Origin of the sequence: Mycobacterium sp. 1081908.1 (assembly GCF_001673535.1) — a bacterium.
In the GTDB taxonomy this organism is placed as follows: domain Bacteria; phylum Actinomycetota; class Actinomycetes; order Mycobacteriales; family Mycobacteriaceae; genus Mycobacterium.
The window spans coordinates 1-19,731 of the sequence record NZ_LZLY01000048.1 but is presented as its reverse complement, the minus strand read 5'-3'; the positions used below and the strand labels follow the sequence as shown (position 1 = coordinate 19,731).

Sequence of the window (19,731 nt, the reverse complement as noted above, 5' to 3'; positions counted from 1 at the left end):
ACAGGCAGACCGACCGAGGACCTTTGTCGTCATAGTCAATCAGGAATATTGCGGAGAACGGAGTTGGTGATATCAAGAACTGCCTGCTGTCCGCGGTCGCTATTCACCATATTGACGCTGACGTCGACGAGTACGTTGTTTTTGGCGGCGATCGCGCGGTCATCACGCGCTCTGATCGCTGGTCCTTGAACTTTCAGAACCATCGTGGTGATCCCGTTGGCGGTTGTGTCCGGAACACTCATCGAAACAGGCACATTCCTAGGAGTTCCCGGCAATGTCATGGTCGAGCCGCCGCACTTACGCCAGATCGCTACCGAATTCGCCAGCTGTTGTTCGGCGGCGTCAGCGTCCCGAAACGCCACCACCACTTGGCCCGCACCTTGCAGGGGAGTGCCATTGCGGGGCTCATTTATCAGCAGCGAGTAGTAGCCAATAATGCCCTGCATGTCGTAGGAGTTGGGTGCGCCGCCTCCGAGTGTCGGTCTGCACTCCTTACGGTCGATGGGGCCGTTGGGGTTTTCGCTAGGTTGCAGTGTCGGCTGTTGTGCGACCAGATTTTGGATGCCCATATAGTTCTTGACGTCGTCGAGAGGCGCCAGCAAATCGGGCAAGCGCGCCGGTGTCACTATTGGCGGCCGAGGTCGCGCGGTGGTCGAGGTCACAGTGGTCGTAGGGCCAAGAGCTGTCGTAGTGGCGGGGGCCGCGGCCCGCGGATTGTGCGCTGTGATGATCACGCCGATCGCTGCCGCCACCGCAACTATCCCGCCTGCTGCTGCAGCGAGGACACGCCGGTGGCGCCGGGACTGTACCCCTGGGAGGCGCGGTGACGAGCCGTGCACGGACGGTGTAGCCATCACGGTCGCCGGCCCGCGCGGATTTTTAGACCACGGTGAGCTCGCTCCCGAGCCAGTGTGAATACCGCGTGGCGCCAAGTTCGCTTGCGCCCATCCGATTTTCGCGTCCGCATGTAGGGCTGCGGCGGCGGCATCTGCGAGCTCGCGCGCCGAGCCGAACCGGCGCGCCGGTTCCTTGGCCATCGCGATCGCGACCACCATGTCCATTGCGCTCGTCAAGCCCTGCGCCCGATCGCTGACCCTCGGCGGCGGTTGGAACAGATGACCCGCGACCACCGCGGCTGCCCCACCGCCCGATGAAAACGGTGTCGCGCCGGTTAGCAGCCGAAACAGCGCGCAGCCCAACGAATATAGGTCGGCCCGGCCATCAAAAGCTTGTCCCGCAAGAACTTCCGGCGCAGCGTAGGACAACGTGGCTAGCACTGCCCCAGTTGACGTCAGCCCCGCATCGTCGAGGGCACGCGCGATCCCAAAATCTCCCAGCAGCACCCGCTCGTCGCGGCCAATCGTCCCAGACAATAAAAAGTTCGCCGGCTTCACGTCGCGGTGCACTACGCCACGTGCGTGCGCATAGTCGAGGGCCTTGGCTATCTCGCCGACTACATGCACCGCCCGCGCTGCGGGCATCATCCCTGCTCGCTGCGCATCCTCGGCGTTGACGCCGTCGACGAACTGCATTGTCATCCAGAGCTGGCCCTCGAACTGGCCGCGCTGGTGGACCGACACGATGTTGGGATGATCCAGACCGGCAGCTACATCAGCCTCCCGTATGAACCGCGCACGGAAGTCTGGATCACGCGACAATTCCGTGGCCAACACCTTCAGCGCTTCGCTGCGCGGCAAGTCTGGATTGCGTACCAGGTACACGTTTCCCATGCCGCCGGTGCCTAACACGCGCTCAATCCGGTATCCGGCAAATACAGAACCCACAGTCAGCACGATCTGCTACCAACCAACCACCGCAAATCCCGCACCCCGTTCGCCCAGCGCGACAGCCAGTAACTTCAGATGCGGACCATCGCCAAACCACGATAGCCAACAAGCGAACTCCAGGTGAGACGCTTTTGTAGCTACTCGTCTTAGTTGCCGGGACCGTCTTGGTTGCCCTGATTATCGACTAGCGGTCACGCTGGCGGTACCCACGGCCCCGGGACCTCAAGGCAAGACCGCTAGGAGCCGGCGGGGCGAACAATGCCTCGCCGGTGCAAGCTTCTAGAACGCTTGGAGTCGGTGGCCTGAAGTGACTCCGCCGCACAGGCGATTAGCCTTAACCGGGTGATGAACGCGAACCCGCCTCCGATGGCGGAGTGGACACCACCAGTACCCGGCAGGCCGACTTCGAATGGCTGGATAGCTGTCGTCCTGGCCCTAGTCGGTCTCATCGCGGTGTCGGCGCTTGTTGTGGGCATCATTGCGCTCACCCGTCCAGCCGATAGCGCAGATAAGGCTCCGACCGCTGCGACGACCCCACGGCCGACCTTCACGGCCGATCAAATTGCTACTGCCAAAAAGGAACTCTGCGTCCAATATCAGATCGCCGCGCGCGCCGTAAAGCAAGATACGAATGCGACCGACGTGGCGATCGCGCGGGTATCAGTTACCAATGCGGCAGGGATGCTTGAAGTGGCGGCCAGTAACCCTGCCTTGGGCAATAGTGAGCGCGACGCTGCCCGAAATCTCGCGGCTGCGTACCGCAACGCGGATGCCATAAGTAGCGTGTTCGATAAGACGTCGCCGGTTTTCCAGCAAGCTGTCGATGATGTGAACCGCTTAGATGGGGCGATGGCGGCGATATGTCCGTAATCACAGGAAAAATGGGAACTTTCAGCAGCAGATCAAATCGCCCGGTGGCTGCATCCGCCCGACATCGAGGCCGCTCGTGCCGGTGGCACGCCTGCGTTTACTAGGTCAATCGCCGTCTGAGGAGGGGGCATGGGGGCCGACTTGCCTGCTGGGAAGCACACGCCGGTCCTGATCGGCGCGTGGTGGCCGCAATCCTCAGCGACACTTCGGGCAGGTGCTGCTCATTGGAGGGGGCAGTCACAACAGCAAGAAGGCTACGCCCAGGAATTACATGCGCAGTGGACACTATTAGCGTCAAGCAATCAGGGACATACTGTCGATGATCTTGTCGGCCGCTTTCAGCAGGGCGAAAAACATCACCTTGATTTAGCTGAGAAATACGCTGCGAAAGCAGATGCTCTTGAAGCGGGGGCTGATGCAATCGATAACCTGCGTGAGGGGCTTAGGGGAATTGCCGACGATTACAATCAGCGGATCGCGAACGTCGAGAACTCGAAGGAACCCGCGCCCCTAAAGGCCGCCGAAATTGAAAAGCTAATCGCCGAGGCGAACGGATTCGCTGCGTACAAAGCCGATGCTGCGGTTGCGGCAATTATGGACGCCACGCAAAAAATCCTCGCCGCCGAGGGAGTTGCGATGTCCTCCCAAGAATTCCTCAAGACGCAGGGGCTGGATGGTGCGAAGCAACCGGCTATGGGCACCGGCACCGGAGGTGGTAGCGGCAGCGGGCCCGAGCCCGTTACCCCGATGGGCTCTGGCGTCGGAGGTGGAAACGCAGGTGGGCAGGCCGCGGGCGGCGGTTCGGGCCCCGGGGAACAATTAAGCACAGCCTTTGGGCCGGGCATTGGGCAGTCCGGCGGTAGCGGCGCGGGCAGTCCAGTGCTTCCGGCTACTGCAACGGGTCCGCAGCTTCCAGGCGCTCCTGCAGTAAATGCGCCGCTACCTGGTGGCGGCGGTCTTTCCCCAGCCGCCAGCTTGCCTGGGCTCTCGCCGAATCAGCTCGGGCAGTCGTTCGCCCAAGGAATGATGACCGGCCAGCCGGCGGCGGCCGGTGCCCAGAACCTGTCACAGGGACTGATGAATGCAACGGGGTCGCCGGCGACGGCACCACCCCAGGCGCCGGTCGCGCCCGCGATAGCTCCAACCATCGCGGCCGGTGCCGTCGATTCCGCTGCAGTGGACCATGGCTCGGGCGTATCGGCCGCCGCCGCCCCCGCAGCCCCGGTGTCCTCGACGGGCGGCGCGGTACCGGTCGCCACGGCGATGCCGATGTCCACTCCGATGAGCCCGGTTGCCGGCGCGTCGTCAGTCCCGGCAGGTCCACTCCCCGCCTACGGCTCCGACCTGCGTCCTCCCGTTGTTGCCCCTCCGGCAGTCTCACCGCCAACAGCGCCCGTATCTGGCGCACCGGTAGCGCCGTCGCCGTCGACGTCGCCCTCGGCGGGCAGCCCGTTGATGTCCACGGTCCAGCGGGGTGCGGCCGCTCAGGCCGGGGCCGGTGCGGCGACTCCGGCGGGAACAGCGGCCTTGTCCGCGGCCACTGGCGCCGTGGCTGGCGACGCGTCGAGTCGGGCCGCCGAACAGCAGAGGCTGCAGCGCCTGGTGGACTCGGTGGCCCGCCAGGCTCCGGGCCTCTCATGGGCCGCCGGCTTGCGCGACGATGGCACAACGCTTTTGGTCGGCAGCATCGGGTGCGGGTGGATCCCGCCGAACGTGAAGATCCCGGTCGGCGTGAACCGACTGCTCGAGCCGGCGGTCCGCCGACCCGACGCCAACGTGGTCGATCTGCTGGGCGCGGTCACCAGTGTGGCGGTGTACAAGGCCCATGGATTCATCGCCAAGCCGGGACCCGATGACCCGCCCCTCACCGGTGATCGCCTCGCACGCAAGGGCCCCGAAGTGGAAGAGCTCGGCCCAACGCTGGTTGACGCAGTTCGGCGCCGCGACGGATTACCGCGAATTGCCCAGACCTTGGCACAAGCCGCGACCCGGGGAACAGGAGTCACCGAGAACGAGGTCGACGCGTTGCGCCACGAGCAGCAAGCCGCTTACAACAAAGCGCTCGAGGATCCGCACGACTTATCGCCGGCGGCCGACTGGATGCTCCTGGCAGCGGTGCAGGCCCTTATCGAAGGCCACGAATGGCTGGCGCACTACCACGTTGCGTGGTTCCAAGCGGTCGCGGCAAAGCTGCGGTGACTACAAACCGAGCTGCCGTCGATCTACCATTCGATTCAGGAGATGGTTTGTGTGGCGGCCCCAAAGCGACGGCCGGGCAGCGACGCATGAGGGTTGAGGGGCATTCATGGGAGGCGGCAGAGGGCCGATAAGTGTGGATGTGCCGACCCTACCGACGGCGCCGTTCCCGCCGCCGACGATAGGGCCGAATCCCGTTCCTGCCGGCGGAACAACGGTCGACGGGGCTGCCGCCGGCCTCGCGCTCGCGGCCAACGGCGGTGTGCCCGGCGACCAGGCGGCCAGCCTTGCCGGCGAGGCCGATCGTCGGGCCCACGCGCTCGACGCCGCGCAGAAGTTTCCGGCCAATGAGGCCCAATCCTCACAGCAGTTCCAGCAGCTGGCGCAGATGCTTCCCCAGATGGCCTCGGGGCTCGCGGGTTCGCTGACCGGCGCGCTCGGCGGTGTCATGGGACCGCTCACCCAGCTTCCGCAGCAGGCGATGCAGGCCGCGCAGAGCGCGATCCAGCCCTTGATGGGTGCGGCGAAGGGTGGCGAGGCCGCGGCCGCGCTGACTGATATGTCGGCCGAAGAACCCGGTTTCGGCGGCGCCGGCGGCGGTGACGCCGGCCTCGGTGGCGGAGGCGGTGGCGGCGTCGGCGGTGGGACCACCCCGACCGGCTTTATGGGTCCGCCGCCCGTGCCGTCGTCATCGCCTCCGACCACGCCCGCGGCATCGTCGGTCAAACCGGTGACGGTGACGCAGACCGGCGGGATGACGCCGCAGACCGGACCGATGGGCATGACCGGCATGCCGATGATGCCCGGCGGCATGGGCGCGGGCGGGGACGCAAGCAAGGACAAGCCCGCAGAAAAGCGCGTGACGGTCCCGGGCATTCCCAACGGACAGCCGGTCAAAGGCCGCTTGACGGTCCCGCCGAAGGTTCCGGTCACGAAGTCCGCCGAGGGCAAACCGCCGGTCGTGGCCAAGCCCAACCGGCGCATCGTGATCGTGCCGACGGACGAAGAGGCCCCCGAATAAGCCATTCGTCCAGTCCTGCATTGAAAACGACAATTCTCGGCGCTGAGTGGAGAAACGCCGGCTTTGAATGGCATTACCGATCCAATTGCATTGACGCGATGGCCCCTAATACCGGCGAAAAGATGAGTGGTCGCTACCCCCCAGCGGCAGTAATGTCATGACCGTGCGGCCACGTGCGTGTCGCGGCGGGGAAACGAGGGTCGGCTCGTGGGCCAGGAGTTATGGGAGTTGTGGCTGAGGTGTCCGATACGGATGCGGTGCGCCCGGACGCCGCGGCGGATAAAGCATTAGTCGACCAGGTCTTGGCGGACCTAAAGGCGAATTTCGAGAAGTGGGAGGCCGTTCTGGCCGCCCAGGAATCGGTGACTTTTACCGCCGACGTTGGTGACGTCTACGCGGTGTGCAATTCCGACGGGCGGCTCACCGGACTGTCGTTGGCCCCCCATGTGGTGACGTCGTACTCGTGTCGGGAGTTGATGGACCGGCTGAATATGGTCTTTGAGGCATTGCGCGAAGAGGCGCAGGCCGATTTCGATCGGAATTACGGTGGGGGAATCGTTGAATGATCCTGCGATGACGCACGCGGTGGCCGCCCTGGCCCGGGGCCACCGCCTCTTCGCCGGCGGCGATCCCGGCCACGACGTCGGTGACACGCTCGCGCGGCTGCATGGCCACGCCGACCGCATCCGCCGGGCGACCCACACGGGCGGGGGCCCGGCGCAGGCGACGACCCGATCGGCAATCGCGACGGGGAGGCTGCGCCGGCTAGCCGAGATCGACGGATCGCTGGCCGCGATCCTGGGAACGGCGCGTGCCGACCGCTTTGAAGCGAGGACCGCGACGGGACTCAACCTGCACGCCGCGATTGCCGACGCCGTGCCGGCGGGCGACACGCCGCTTGGCCGGCGCGAGGCGACGGTTCGGATGGCCGCTCGATTGCGCACACAGCACGGGCACATCATGCGGGCGCGCTCCCGGGCACGGATGTTGGCGCTGCGGCTGCGGCGGCTGCGATACAACCACCGCCACGCCGAGCTCGGCAGCGGCCGCGCAGCGGTCCGGACCGCTATCCGTAAAGCCCTGGATATCAAGGGCATTCACGACCCGGTCGCACGCGCCCGCTGGGAGCGTGGCATGGACCTGGTGGCGCGCCGGGAGTCCAACTACGACGCGTACGCCGAAAACAACTGGGACTCCAACGCCGCGAGGGGCACGCCGAGCAAGGGTGCGTGGCAGTTCATCGCCCCGACCTTCGCTGCTTATCACGAGCCCGGCACGTCGACGCGCATCCATGACCTGGTCGCGCAGGCCTGCGCCTTCATCAACTACGCACAACGCCGGTACGGCGTCGCCGTCGATGCGTCGGATTTGGCCGATCGGATACAGCAGGCCGATCCGCGCCTCGGACCGAGGGGCTACTGAGCAATGCCGTTGAGTTTGTCCAACCGCGACCAGAATTCGGGGCACCTGTTCTACAACCGTCGGCTGCGGGCGGCGACGACCCGCTTCTCGGTGCGAATGAAGCACGACGACCGCAAACAGACCGCCGCCCTGGTGCTCTCGGTCGTGTTGGTGGCCATCGCCTCAGGCTGGATGGTTCTCCTGAACGTGATCAAACCCAGTGGCGTGGTGGGCGATTCGGCGATTATCGGGGACCGCGAATCCGGGGCGATCTACGCTCGCATCGAGGGCCGGTTGTATCCGGCGCTCAATTTGACGTCGGCGCGCCTAGCGACGGGCACCGCCGGGCAGCCGACGTGGGTGAAACCGGCCGAGATCGCGAAGTATCCGACCGGGCCGCTGGTCGGCATTCCGGGCGCGCCCGCGGCCATGCATGTCAACCGGGGAGCGGTGTCGGCGTGGGCGGTATGCGATACGGCGGGCAGGCCGCGCACCGCGGATAAGCCCGTGGTGACCTCCATCGCGGGCCAGCTCATCGGCGGTCGCGCCGCCCCGATGGCAAAGGACGCGGGACTGCTGGCGACGTTTCAAGGCGCCACCTATGTGATCTGGGGTGGAAAACGCTCACAAATCGACCCCTCTGACAGGGCGGTCACGCTGAGCCTTGGGCTAGACCCGGGAACCACTGTGCCGGTGGAGATCTCGCGCGCGCTCTTCGACGGGATGCCCGCCACGGAGCCGATTCGCGTGCCCAAGGTCCCCGACGCAGGAACGCCGTCGCGGTGGCTGCCCGGCTCCCAGGTGGGAGCGGTGCTGCAGGCCCAAACCGCCGGCGGCGGCAGCCAGTTCTACGTGTTGCTCGCCGATGGGGTGCAAAAGGTCGGGGGCTTCGTGGCCGATCTGCTCCGCAGCGCGAACTCCTACGGGTCGGCGTCGCCGCGGACGGTCACTCCTGACGTGCTGGTCAACATTCCCGAGGTGAGCTCGCTGACGGTGGACTACTACCCGACCGGGCATCTGAATTTCATTGACTCCGCGGCAAATCCGACGACATGTGTCGGGTGGGAGAAGGCATCGACCGATCCGCAGGCCCGGGTCGCCATCTACAACGGGCGTGGGCTTCCGGCGCCCTCGTCGATGGACGACCGGATCGTGCGCCTGGTCCGCGACGACCGCGATCCGGCATCCGTCGTGGCCAATCAGGTGCTGGTGTTGCCGGGTGCGGCCAACTTCGTCACATCGACGAGCGGCGTGATCACGAGCGACTCAAGGGAATCGCTGTTCTGGGTGGCCGACAACGGCGTGCGGTTCGGCATCGCATCCGACGATTCGACCCTGCGCGCACTGGGCCTGGATCCGGCGATGGCGGTGCAGGCGCCGTGGCCGTTGTTGCGGACCTTTGCCGCGGGGCCGGCGTTGTCGCAGCAGGCGGCGTTGGTCGCGCGCGACACGGTGCCCGCGACAGGACAGGCGACCGTGGTGACGACATCGGCAAGGGCGGGAGGCTAGAAGATGTCCAAGAAAGCGTTCCCCATCAACCGTGTCAAGATCCAGCCACCGAAACCCGTTCGGGTGGCGCCCAATGCGCCGATTGCCCTGCCCGAACGCGAACCGCGCAACATCTGGGTGATGATCGGCGTGCCGGCGCTGATCGTCGCACTGATCGGCACGGTCGTCATGCTCTACGTATCGGGAGTGCGCAGCCTCTCGACCGGGTTCTTCCCGTTGATGGGAATCGGCGCCTTCAGCATGTTGGCGTTTTCGGGCCGGTTCGGGCGCGCGCGCAAAATCACCTGGGGGGAACTGGAAAAGGGCCGCCGCCGCTACCTGCGCGACCTGGACGGTAACCGCGACGAGATCCAGAACGCGGTGTGCGCGCAGCGCCACTGGCAGCAATCGGTGCATTCCGATCCCCGGGGGTTGGGGGCCATCATCGGCGGTCCGCGGATGTGGGAGCGGGGTCGCGGCGACGTCGACTTCTTGGAGGTGCGGCTGGGCACCGGCGTGCAGCATGCCCCGGATTCGGTGCTGTCGGTGACATGGCCCGACATCGCCTCCGACGAGGAGCTGGAACCGGTTACCGGCCAGGCCCTCCGCGATTTCATCTTGGAACAACGCAAGATTCGCGACATCGCCAAGGTGGTGAACCTGCGATCCGCGCCCGGCTTCAGCTTCGTCGGTGAAGATCTGAACCGGGTCAGGTCCCTGATGCGCTCGGTGCTGTGCTCGCTGGCGGTGTTCCACAACCCGCGCGACGTCAAGTTGATGGTGGTCACCCGCAACCCCGAGTTGTGGTCGTGGATGGTGTGGCTACCGCACAACCTGCACGACGAGCTGTTCGACGCGTGCGGCTGGCGGCGCCTGATCTTCGCCACACCCGAGGAACTCGAGGCGGCACTGGGCGCCGAGCTGCACATGAAGGGCAGGCGCGGGCAGTGGACGCCGCTGGCCGCGGCCAGCCCGACCACCCTCGGCTCGACCCTGGAGACCGGCCAGCCCGACGCCGGGGCCGATCTCGGCCCGCACTGGGTGATCGTGGACGACAACACCGGGAGTCCGGAGGCATGGGAGAGCGTGGTCGGCCAAGTCGGTAAAGCCGGAATCACGGTGCTGCGCATAGCCTCTCGGCCCGGTATCGGGGTCGGGTTCGGCAGGGATCAGCTCTACGAGATGAGTGAGCGACACACCGTCGTCGACGGCGCCACCCACGGCGCGGAAAATGCCAGCCGCAACGGCGACGACGGCGCGGACGATGACGGCCGGCCGGCGCCGCTCCTTCGCACCGGCGGCAAGTTCTTCGCCCACGCGGACCAGCTGTCGATCCCAAGGGCCTACCGGTATGCGCGCTCGATGGCGCGGTGGTCGCCCACCAGCAGCGCCGAGATCGCCGATTCGACCAGCGGCGCGGCCGAACTGCTGCGGGCGCTGGGCATTAGCGACCCCCGCGAGCTGGACGTCGACCGGCTGTGGTCGGAGCGGCGCGGCCGCGGCGACGAGCGGTGGTGCGAGATCCCCGTCGGCGCCAAGCCCAATGGCGAGCTGCAGAACGTGATCATTCGCGCAAAGGACTTCGGGGGCTTCGGTTTTCACTCGGTGGTCATCGGCACCAGTGGCTCGGGGAAGTCGGAGTTCTTCCTGTCGTTGGTGTACGGCATCGCGCTCACGCACTCACCCGAGGCGTTCAATGTCATCTTCGTCGACATGAAGTTCGAATCGGCGGCCCAGGACATCCTGGGCATCCCCCACGTGGTGGCCGCGCTGTCGAACCTCGGCAAGGACGAACGGCACCTGGCCGAGCGGATGCGCCGGGTCATCGACGGTGAAATCAAGCAGCGGTATGAGCTTTTCACCTCGGTGGGCGCGCGAGACGCCAACGACTACGAGGAGATCCGTCTGGCCGGACGCGATCTGCCGCCGGTGCCGGTGCTGCTGGTGATCGTCGACGAATACCTCGAGCTGTTCGCCAATCACGACAAGTGGATCAACCTGATCATCCACATCGGTCAGGAAGGCCGGGGGGCCAACGTCTTCTTCATGCTGGGCGGCCAACGGCTGGACCTGTCTTCGCTGCAGAAAGTCAAGTCCAACATCGCGTTTCGCATCGCGCTGCGCGCCGAATCCGGCGACGACAGCCGCGAGGTGATCGGCACCGACGCCGCCTACCACCTGCCCTCGAAGGAAAACGGTTTCGCGCTGCTCAAGGTGGGTCCGCGCGACCTGGAGCCGTTCCGTTGCTTCTACCTGTCCGCGCCGTTCGTGCTGCCCAAGAGGAGCCAGGCGGTCCGGACCGTCGACATGACCCTGACGCAGCCCCGGCTCTACAACTGGCAATATCAGCCGCTGGACTCCGCGGACGCCGCCGCGCTGGAGGCCGCGTCGGCCACGGACGAGGAACCCGACGAATTCCTCTTGCACGACGACGGTTTCAAGAAGAAGAAGATCGTGGACGTGCTGCGGGAGTCTCTGCACACAGTGCCACACCGGGCGCCGCGCCGGCCGTGGCTGGAGCCGCTGGAGCACCCCGAACCCGTCGATGCCCTGGTGTCCGGGTGGCGCGGAAAGCCGTGGCACGTTGACTACGGCCGCAACCCGGGGCTGGTGTTCCCGGTGGGCATCATGGACATCCCCGAAGAGTCCAAACAGGTGGTGTATTCCGTTGATGGGTTGCGCAGCAACATCATCGTGGTCGGAGCCAAGCAGCGCGGCAAAACGACCACGATGATGACGCTGATGTGCTCGGCCGCGTTGATGTACACGCCGTCGCGGGTGACGTTCTTCTGCGTGGGCGGGGCGACGATGGCGCAGATCGGGTCGCTGCCCCATATCGCGGACATCGTGTCGCCCAAGGACACCGAGGGCATCGAGCGAATCTTGAGCAGCATGGACGCGCTGATCGACGCCCGCGAGGACGCATTCCGGCGCGCCAACATCGACCTCGACGGGTTCCGCGAGCGGCGGTTCGGGCCCGGCAGCGACGGGCTGGGCGGCACCGACCCCAACGACCCGTTCGGCGATGTCTTCGTGGTGGTCGACGACTACGACGACCTCTACACCAAAGACATGCTCTTGGGAGATCGCATCATCTCGCTGAGCAGCCGCGGTCCCGAATATGGGGTGCACGTGATGTGCAGCGCGGGAGGCTGGATTCACGGGCAGCGGCAGAAGCTGTTGCAGAACGCCACGGCGCGAATCCAATTGAGGCTGGCCGAGCCGGGTGAGAGTCAGATGGGGCACTCGGCGATCGAGTCACGCGAGGCGGCCCGTCGGACGTTGAATCGCCCCGGTTTCGGTCTGACGGACTCGTTGCACGAATTGTTGGTCGGCCTTCCCAAGGTGGTCGATCCGGCGACCCGCACTCTGGTGGACACCCCGGACGTCGGCGCGCGCATCGCCGAGGTCGCCGGAGTCACCAAGCACGCGGTCCTGCAGCGGTTGCCGGAACGCGTTGAGCTGAGCGCGATTCTGGCGGCCCACGCCGGCGCGGAGGACCTGTCGATCGCGTTCGCGATCGGCGAGCGCCACCAGCTGGGTCCCGTGCCCCTGCGGCTGTCGGAGAGCCCCGGCCTGATGATTCTCGGCCGGCAAGGGTGCGGCAAGAGCATGTCGCTGGTGGCCATCGGCGAGGCGGTCATGAGCCGGTTCAGTCCCGAAGAGGCCCAACTGACACTGATCGACCCCAAGGCCGCCCCACACGGCCTACGGGACTTGCACGCCCCGGGTTATGTGCGCGCCTACGCCTACGACCAAGACGAGATCGACCGGGTCATCACCGAACTGGCGCAGCAGGTCCTGCTGCCCCGGCTGCCTCCCAAGGGCCTGAGCCAGGAGGAGTTGCGTGCGCTCAAGCCGTGGGAGGGGACCCGGCATTTCGTGCTCATCGATGACGTCCAGGACCTGCGCACGGCGCAGACGCAGACCTACCCGGCGACAGGACCGGTGGGTGCGGCGCTGTGGATGCTGATGGAACGCGCCCGGCAGATCGGCCTGCACGTGTTCACCACGCGCAACAGCACCAACTGGGCGACGCTGCAGATGGACCCGTGGATTAGGTATCAAACATCCGCGAAAGTGTCGCAGCTTTATATGGACAACGATCCGCAAAACAAAATCAATCGGATCCTTCGCGCGCAAGTATTGCCGCCGGGGCGTGGATTGTTGGTGACCGACGAGTCGGACGTCGAGGGAATTTTGGTCGGGTTGCCGTCCGTATTCACCGGATAAGAGGGCCCGCGAATTCGCGCCAAACTATCCGGCAGGGCGCCCGCCGTGTGAAAACGCCAATTTCAGTGCGCGGGAAGCAGAGTGACGCACGTTACAGAAGTGGCGACAGCGGTCTCTGCGGTGCAAGTGACATTAATTAGACGCGAGTACAACTGCCTGAGAACTGCATCTCCGAGCCAATTCGGTTCCGCTGAGATTGGCGGATTGAAATTGTGAATACACGATCTGCTCGCACGCACTAGACTGATCGACATTCGCAGTGATTCGCCTGCGAGAACGTTCGGAGGGAAATTATGTCGTTCGTCGTACAGCCCGAAGCTGTCTTGGGCTCAGCCGGGGCGGAATCCGCAATCAGCGCGGAAGTCGAAGGCGCGGCCGCGTCCGCCGCACCCGCACTGCTCGGCACCCTGCCCATGGGCAATGACCCCGACTCGGCCCTTTTCAGCACCGCGCTGAACGCGTGCGGGGGCGCCTACCTGGGCGTGGTCCAGGAGCACGCGGTGCAGAGGGGATTGTTCGCGGGAACTCAGAGCGTCGCGTCGTGCGTGTACACCGCGACAGAGGCAGCGCGCAGCCTGGCGCTCGGGCTGTAAGCGGCGCTCATGCCTGATCCTGGGTGGGCGGCGCGTCCACCCGAAGCGAACGACCTCCTGCTCAAGCTCGGGACCGGGGTGGCCACGATGTTGGCCAACGGAGCGGCCTGGACCGCCGTGGGGGCCAGTCACCACGCTTCGGCCAGCGCGTCGATGATCAACACCGTCGTCACCTCGGCGGGTTGGCTGGGCATGGGATCGGTCGGCTCGGCCGCGAGCGCCACCGCGCTGAACGCGTCGCTGCATGGGCTGGCCGGCTGGGTGGACATGAAGCCGGCGGTGGTCTCGACGGCGATCGCGGCCTACCAGACGGCCAACGCCGCGATGCGCCCGGAACCCGAGTGCAGTGCGAACCGAGTCGAATGCGCGGCCGACTACCAGATCAATCCGATCGTGTTCGGTGCGTTGACGCCACGCATCGGCTCGCTGGAGTTCGAGTACTACGGGGTGATGTGGCCGAACAACTCCGCGACCGGCGCCAGCTACGGGGCCGTCCTCGCGGCGCTGGCCGAAAGCCTGGCGATACCACCGCCACTGGCCACCATGGGCGCCTCGCCGGCGGCCCCCGCAGAGGCGGCCTCGGCGGTCGGTCAGGCGGCTGCCGATGCCGCGGCCGGCGACGGCATGCGCTCCGCCTTCCAGGGCGTGCAGTCGGGCACCACGGGCGCCGGCCAGGCCGCATCGGGCGGCCAGGACGTGGGCAGCCAGGTCGGCACCTTCATGCAGCCGCTGCAGTCGATGATGGGAGCGGTCCCGCAGGCGCTGCAGGCGCCGTCACAGCTGATGCAGGCGCCGATGAGCGCGATGCAGCCGCTGCAGTCGATGATGGGCATGTTCGCCAATCCCGGCGCGCTGGGCGCTGGTGCCGCCACCCCCGCCTCGGCGGTGAGCGCGGTTTCCGCGGCGCCCGGAGCGGCCGGCGGCCTCGGCGGCGGAGGGGCTTCGCTGGGTGGCAGCGGCATGCCCGCGACCACCTTCACCCGGCCGGTCAGCGCGTTCGAGCCCGGCAGCAGCGGCCGCCCAGTAGGACTGCGGCCCAGCGGCGCGCTGGGTGCCGAGGCGGTGCGCCCCCCGACGACGACGACGGCCGGCGGCACGGGCGTCGGCGGCATGCCGGTGGGCCATGCGGCCGGCGGACACGGCGGGTCCCACAAGAAGTCCGAGCAGCCCGCCACCGTTCGCGTCGTCGACGAAAGAGTCTGAAAACAGCCTGCTCAGAGGGTGAATCGACACATCTGAACAGCCGCCATACACTTCGACGCATCCCCCCGGGGAGGCAAAGGGGAAACAACAAAACAAAGGGATCCGCTAACCGGAGAAGGAGAAGTCAACCGTGTCAATTCGTGTGGACGGAGACGTGCTGCGCAGCACGAGCGATGCGATCCAATCGCATATGGAGCACGCGATCGCGATCGCGCAGGGCTACCTCGCAAACCAGGAAAACGTGATGAACCCCGCGACATGGTCGGGTGACGCCGTAGTCGCCTCGCATGTCACGGCTTCGGAAGTTTCGAACGACCTCAACAAGATCTTGACGGGTGGCACGCGCCTGGCCGAGGGCCTCAAGCAGGCCGCGGCGCTGATGGAAGGGCATGAGGCCGATTCACAAGCCGCGTTCCGCGCCCTGTTCGGCGGCACCGCGCACAACATCACTTAATCGAGACCCCCGAATCGCTTCAGAGAGGAATTCACCATGACCAATCCCATCGCTTACAACCCCGGGCCCGTGGCCGATTTCGCCGCGGACGTGGGCTCGCGTGCCGGCCAGCTCGACGCCATTCACGCCGACGTTGCGAACAAGACCAACGCCCTTCAGGAATTCTTCGCGGGCGTCGGCGCAATGGGCTTCTTCGACGCGCAATACCAAATGCTGTCGGGACTGCAGGGCCTCATCGACACGGTGCGCCAACACGGTCAGACGACCGGGCACGTGCTCGAGGCCGCAATCCAAACCGACCGTCAAATCGGCCACCTGTTCTGAAATCGCCTGCCCCGGAGACACTTCGGTGTCTCGGGGCCGTGGCCAAGGTGGGGCGCCCGGGTCCGCATGTGCCCCACCTTCGGCGTGTGCTGAGGTGAATTTGGCGTGCTGACAACGACAATCGATGGCCTGTGGGTGTTGCAGGCGGTGACCGGTGTGGAGCAGCTGTGCCCCGAGCTGGGCCTGCGGCCGTTGCTGCCGCGGCTGGAGACCCCGGAGATGGCGCTGCGCCACCCCGTCGTCGCCGAGCTCAAAGCGTGCGGCGCCCTCGACGAGGCCGGCAACGCCGACCCGATGATCCGGGAATGGATGACCGTCCTGTTGCGGCGCGACCTCGGGTTGCTGCTCCTGATCAACGTGCCGGGGCGCGAACCCACCCGCGCGGCCATCTGCCGGTTCGCCAGTTGGTGGGTGGTGCTGGAACGCCATGGTGAGCTGGTACGGCTCTACCCGGCCGGCACCGCCAGCGAGTCGGCCACGGCCACCGAGCTCGTAGTGGGCCAAGTCGAACGGCTCTGCGGAGTCGCCGAAGCGGCGCCGCTGCGGCCGGTGACGCTGGATACCGAGGAGCTGCTGCAGTCGGTGCACGACGCCGCCAGCCTGAAATCGTTTCTGCTCAAGCAACATCTGGATGTCGACCAGCTGCACATCCTCACCATGGCGGCCGATCCGGAACGTTCGGCCCACGCGGCGATCGTCGCGGTGCAGGCCGGCGCCGGGCCGGAGCAAACGGCCCGCTTTGCGATCGCGGACTCATCGGTCGCGATCATGGATACCACGGCCGGCCGGCTGTGTGTGGAAGGCGTGACGTCGGGCGGGCGCCGCTACCAGGTTCTCTCACCGGGATCGCGCAGCGACATCGGCGCGGCCGTGCAGCGGCTCATCCAAAGCCTGCCCGCCGGCGAGGAGTGGTACTCCTACCGGCGCGTCGTCTGACAACGCCGCAAAAGACGCGTTACAACTAATCATCGGAATGGCAAACCCGGGTGCGCTTCTAATGCACTTCGCGGGTTTGATCGCGTAAACGGCCTATCCCAAATCGTGTTAGAGTCGACTGTCGTGACGACCTCTTGGAATGACCCCAATATGTACGACGAAGAGAGGCTTGGGCGGGGGGAACCGCCAGCGGCGCGCCACCGGGATTCGGTATCGGACACAATGCGTATTACCGATTTAGCCGCGCCCCGAAAAATTCCTCCGGGCTCCGGATGGCGAAAATTCATTTACAACATTTCTTTCCGCAATATAAACCTCGGGGAATCACCGAGGGAACGGCATTATCGTGAATTAAAGGAACGCATCCGGCGACACATCCGGCGGCAGTTCGTCATCACGTTGGTCTCGGGCAAGGGCGGGGTCGGGGTGTCGACCATGGCCGCGTGCATCGGCGGTGTCTTCCGCGAGTGCCGCCCGACGAACGTGATCGCGATCGACGCGGTCCCCGGGTTCGGGACGCTGGCGGACCGCATCGACGAGTCGCCGCCCGGCGACTACACCGCCATCATCAACGACACCGACGTCCAGGGCTACGCGGACATCCGGGAACACCTGGGCCAAAACGTGGTCGGGCTCGACGTGCTGGCCGGAAACCGGACGTCCGATCAGCCCCGGCCGCTGGTGCCGGCGATGTTCGCCGGGGTCCTCGCGCGGCTGCGGCGCACCCACAACGTCATGGTGGTGGACACCGCGCCGGACCTCGAACACCCGGTCATGAAGACCGTCTTGGACAACACCGACACCCTGGTGTTCGTCTCCGGAATCACCGCGGACCGCTCCCGGCCGGTGCTGCGCGCCATCGACTTCCTCAGCGCGCAGGGCTATCACGAGCTGGTCTCGCACAGCACCGTGATCATCAACCACACCGACAGCGCGGCCGACAAGGACGCCCTGGCCTACCTGACCGAGCGGTTCGCCAAGGTGGGCGCGACCGTGGAAGTGATGCCGTTCGACCCCCACCTGGCAAAGGGCGGGATCATCGACACGGTCCACGAGTTGAAGAAGAAGTCGCGGCTGCGGCTGTTCGAAATCACTGCGGCGCTCGCCGACAAGTACGTGCCCGATGCCGGCGCCGAAAGGGCCCAGCAGTGACCTCGCCCCACAAGGTCGCCTTCCCGGCGCGGTGTGCGGTCAATATCTCCTACGACAGGCACCTGTGCTCTCAGGTGTTCCCCGCGGGGACGCCGGTGGAGGGCTTCTTCGAGGGCATGGTCGAACTGCTCAGCGACGACCTGAAACGAAAGGGTTTCGACGGGGTCGCGTTACCGCCGGGCAGCTACGAGCTGCATAAGGTCAACGGCGTGCGGCTGGACATCAACAAGAGCCTCGACGAGCTCGGCGTCCAAGACGGCGACACGCTGGTGCTGGTGCCGCGCGTCGACGGGGAATCCTTTGAGCCGCAATACGAGTCGTTGTCGACGGCACTGGCGGCCATGGGCAAGTGGCTGGGCCGCGACGGCGGGGACCGGATGTTCGCACCCGTGACCGCGTTGACGGCCGCCCATACGGCGATCGTGATCGCCGCCATGGCGGCCGGCGTGGTGGCCGGGCTGACGTTGCGGGAGCGCGCCTTTACCGACGGCCTGGTCCCGGCCGCCGTTGCCGGCGGGGTCGGCGTGCTCCTCGCGATCGCGTCGATCGTCGTGTTTACGGGATGGCCGCAGCGGCGCGACATGTTCAGCGGATTCGCTTGGCTCACGGTGCTTTTGGTCGCTGTGGCGGGTGCCTGTGCGCCGCCCGGCAGGCTCGGCGCCCCGCACGCCCTGATCGGGCTCGTGGTGGTGATCCTGGGTGCCATCGCGATCAGCGCCGCGACGCGGAAGCGGTGGCAGACCGCGGCGGCAACCGCGGTGGTTACGGTTTGCGGGATCGCGGCCGCGGTCGCCGCCGCCCGGATGTTTCGCCCGGTGTCGGCCCAGGTGCTGTCGATCTGTGTGCTGTTCGGGCTGCTCGTGCTGGTGCGGATGGCGCCGACGATCGCGCTGTGGGTGGCGAGGGTGCGGCCGCCGCACTTCGGATCCATCACGGGGCGCGACCTTTTCGCGCGCCGCGAGGGTATGCCCGTGGACACGGTGTCGCCGGTCGGCGTGAAGGAAACCGAGGACGAGGACGACGAACTCACCGACATCACGGCCCGCGGCGCCGCGATCGCCGCCTCGGCGCGATTGGTCAATGCGATTCAGGTGGGCCTGTGCGTCGGCGTGTCGGCTGTGCTGCCGGTCGCGGTGTGGGGGGTGCTGACGCCGGGTCGCCGCTGGGCGTGGTTGGCGCTGCTGGTCGCCGGCCTGGTGGTGGGCATCTTCATCACCCAGGGCCGAGGATTCGCCGCCAAGTACCAGGCGGTGGCGCTGGTGTGCGGTGCGTGCGCGGCGGTGTGCGCCGGTGTCGTCAAGTACGCGCTGGGCGGGCCCAGAAACCTCGAAGCCGCCCTGGTGTGGCCGGTCGCCCTGGTGGTCGCGTTCGCCGCGTTGGGGTTGGCCGCAGCGCTTTTGGTGCCCGCGACACGGTTCAGGCCGTTGATCCGGTTGACCGTGGAGTGGCTCGAGGTGTTGGCCATGATCGTGTTGCTGCCGGCCGCCGCGGCTCTGGGAGGGCTGTTCACTTGGCTTCGCCACTGAAACCGGTGTGCGCTCGGGCCGCCGCGATCATCGCAGCCGTGATCCTGGTTGCCGTGACGGGCAATATTCCTGCCGCCCAAGCGATCTCACCGCCCAAGGTGGATCCGGCCATGGTGCCCCCGGACGGGCCGCCGCGACCGGACCAACCGATGCGGCGCGGCAACAGCTGCTCGGTGCCGATCACCGTGAAGACGCCCGACGTCTCGCAGCTGGCGCCCGGCTTCGACCTGCTCAACATCAGCCACGCGTGGCAATACAGCACGGGTAACGGGGTGGCCGTCGCGGTCATCGACACGGGGATCACGCCCAGCCCACGGTTGCCGGTCGTTCCGGGCGGCGACTACATCATGGGTGAGGACGGCCTGTCGGACTGCGACGCCCACGGCACCGTCGTCGGCGCGATCATCGGCGCAGCGCCGCAGGGTCTCGTGCCGATGCCGCGGCCGATCCCGCCCGCGCCGGCCTTCCCGCCACCGGCGCTCGCCCCCGCGGCCGCCGCGGCGCCGATATAACCGCCGACCGCCCAGCCCGCCACCGCCAGCACGAA

The 19,731-nt window shown here is 66.6% G+C and carries 15 protein-coding genes and 1 pseudogene; 15 read left to right on the top strand and 1 reads right to left on the bottom strand.

Annotated elements, in window-relative coordinates; genetic code table 11:
• Positions 1 to 35 precede the first annotated feature (35 nt).
• Positions 36 to 1,793, bottom strand: a complete 1,758-nt coding sequence (locus A5655_RS27005) for a serine/threonine-protein kinase PknH/PknJ (RefSeq protein ID WP_255361992.1) — start codon at positions 1,791 to 1,793, stop codon at positions 36 to 38.
• Positions 1,794 to 2,129: 336 nt separating this feature from the next.
• Between A5655_RS27005 and A5655_RS27765 the strand changes: the two genes are divergently transcribed.
• From A5655_RS27765 to A5655_RS06730, 15 genes and pseudogenes are all read left to right on the top strand, one after another.
• Entirely contained in the window at positions 2,130 to 2,657 is a 528-nt protein-coding gene (locus tag A5655_RS27765; protein WP_197508617.1) for a hypothetical protein, read from the top strand.
• Positions 2,658 to 2,786: 129 nt separating this feature from the next.
• The gene (locus tag A5655_RS27760; protein WP_156764744.1) at positions 2,787 to 4,856 is read left to right on the top strand and encodes a DUF5631 domain-containing protein; all 2,070 of its coding nucleotides are present in this window, start codon (positions 2,787 to 2,789) and stop codon (positions 4,854 to 4,856) included.
• A gap of 106 nt (positions 4,857 to 4,962) precedes the next feature.
• On the top strand, positions 4,963 to 5,874 hold the full coding sequence (locus A5655_RS06790; protein ID WP_067007178.1) for a hypothetical protein: 912 nt from the start codon (positions 4,963 to 4,965) through the stop codon (positions 5,872 to 5,874).
• A gap of 230 nt (positions 5,875 to 6,104) precedes the next feature.
• Positions 6,105 to 6,440 carry a DUF2710 family protein gene (locus tag A5655_RS06785; RefSeq protein ID WP_231999089.1) on the top strand — a complete coding sequence of 112 codons (336 nt, stop codon included), beginning with the start codon at positions 6,105 to 6,107 and terminating at the stop codon, positions 6,438 to 6,440.
• Positions 6,441 to 6,447: 7 nt separating this feature from the next.
• Complete coding sequence (locus tag A5655_RS06780; RefSeq protein WP_067007172.1) at positions 6,448 to 7,296, top strand: transglycosylase; 849 nt, start codon at positions 6,448 to 6,450, stop codon at positions 7,294 to 7,296.
• 3 nt (positions 7,297 to 7,299) lie between these two features.
• Positions 7,300 to 8,784, top strand: coding sequence for a type VII secretion protein EccB (gene eccB / locus A5655_RS06775; RefSeq protein WP_067007169.1), 1,485 nt, complete (start codon positions 7,300 to 7,302; stop codon positions 8,782 to 8,784).
• A 3-nt stretch (positions 8,785 to 8,787) separates the two neighbouring features.
• On the top strand, positions 8,788 to 12,996 hold the full coding sequence (eccCa, locus tag A5655_RS06770; protein ID WP_067007166.1) for a type VII secretion protein EccCa: 4,209 nt from the start codon (positions 8,788 to 8,790) through the stop codon (positions 12,994 to 12,996).
• 293 nt (positions 12,997 to 13,289) lie between these two features.
• Positions 13,290 to 13,589, top strand: coding sequence for a PE domain-containing protein (locus A5655_RS06765; RefSeq protein WP_067007162.1), 300 nt, complete (start codon positions 13,290 to 13,292; stop codon positions 13,587 to 13,589).
• Positions 13,590 to 13,598: 9 nt separating this feature from the next.
• Positions 13,599 to 14,792, top strand: coding sequence for a PPE family protein (locus A5655_RS06760; protein ID WP_067007159.1), 1,194 nt, complete (start codon positions 13,599 to 13,601; stop codon positions 14,790 to 14,792).
• Positions 14,793 to 14,922: 130 nt separating this feature from the next.
• Positions 14,923 to 15,246: a WXG100 family type VII secretion target gene (locus tag A5655_RS06755; RefSeq protein WP_067007156.1), complete on the top strand. Its 324-nt coding sequence runs from the start codon at positions 14,923 to 14,925 to the stop codon at positions 15,244 to 15,246.
• A gap of 36 nt (positions 15,247 to 15,282) precedes the next feature.
• Positions 15,283 to 15,570, top strand: coding sequence for a WXG100 family type VII secretion target (locus A5655_RS06750; RefSeq protein ID WP_067007152.1), 288 nt, complete (start codon positions 15,283 to 15,285; stop codon positions 15,568 to 15,570).
• Between the two features lie 105 nt (positions 15,571 to 15,675).
• Entirely contained in the window at positions 15,676 to 16,506 is an 831-nt protein-coding gene (locus A5655_RS06745) for an ESX secretion-associated protein EspG (protein WP_067007148.1), read from the top strand.
• 123 nt (positions 16,507 to 16,629) lie between these two features.
• Positions 16,630 to 17,658 carry a MinD/ParA family protein gene (locus A5655_RS06740; RefSeq protein ID WP_156764743.1) on the top strand — a complete coding sequence of 343 codons (1,029 nt, stop codon included), beginning with the start codon at positions 16,630 to 16,632 and terminating at the stop codon, positions 17,656 to 17,658.
• Complete coding sequence (eccD, locus tag A5655_RS06735; RefSeq protein WP_082978527.1) at positions 17,655 to 19,184, top strand: type VII secretion integral membrane protein EccD; 1,530 nt, start codon at positions 17,655 to 17,657, stop codon at positions 19,182 to 19,184. Before A5655_RS06740 ends, eccD begins: the two co-directional genes overlap by 4 nt.
• Positions 19,169 to 19,731: pseudogene (locus A5655_RS06730) on the top strand (type VII secretion-associated serine protease); the annotation flags it as partial. The gene eccD and the pseudogene A5655_RS06730, both read left to right, overlap by 16 nt.

Coding starts and splice junctions, on each gene's coding strand:
- A5655_RS06780 (WP_067007172.1), top strand. CDS start 6,448: ATGACGCACGCGGTGGCCGCCCTGGCCCGGGGCCACCGCCTCTTCGCC.
- eccB (WP_067007169.1), top strand. CDS start 7,300: ATGCCGTTGAGTTTGTCCAACCGCGACCAGAATTCGGGGCACCTGTTC.
- eccCa (WP_067007166.1), top strand. CDS start 8,788: ATGTCCAAGAAAGCGTTCCCCATCAACCGTGTCAAGATCCAGCCACCG.
- A5655_RS06750 (WP_067007152.1), top strand. CDS start 15,283: ATGACCAATCCCATCGCTTACAACCCCGGGCCCGTGGCCGATTTCGCC.
- A5655_RS06790 (WP_067007178.1), top strand. CDS start 4,963: ATGGGAGGCGGCAGAGGGCCGATAAGTGTGGATGTGCCGACCCTACCG.
- A5655_RS27760 (WP_156764744.1), top strand. CDS start 2,787: ATGGGGGCCGACTTGCCTGCTGGGAAGCACACGCCGGTCCTGATCGGC.
- A5655_RS06760 (WP_067007159.1), top strand. CDS start 13,599: ATGCCTGATCCTGGGTGGGCGGCGCGTCCACCCGAAGCGAACGACCTC.
- A5655_RS06765 (WP_067007162.1), top strand. CDS start 13,290: ATGTCGTTCGTCGTACAGCCCGAAGCTGTCTTGGGCTCAGCCGGGGCG.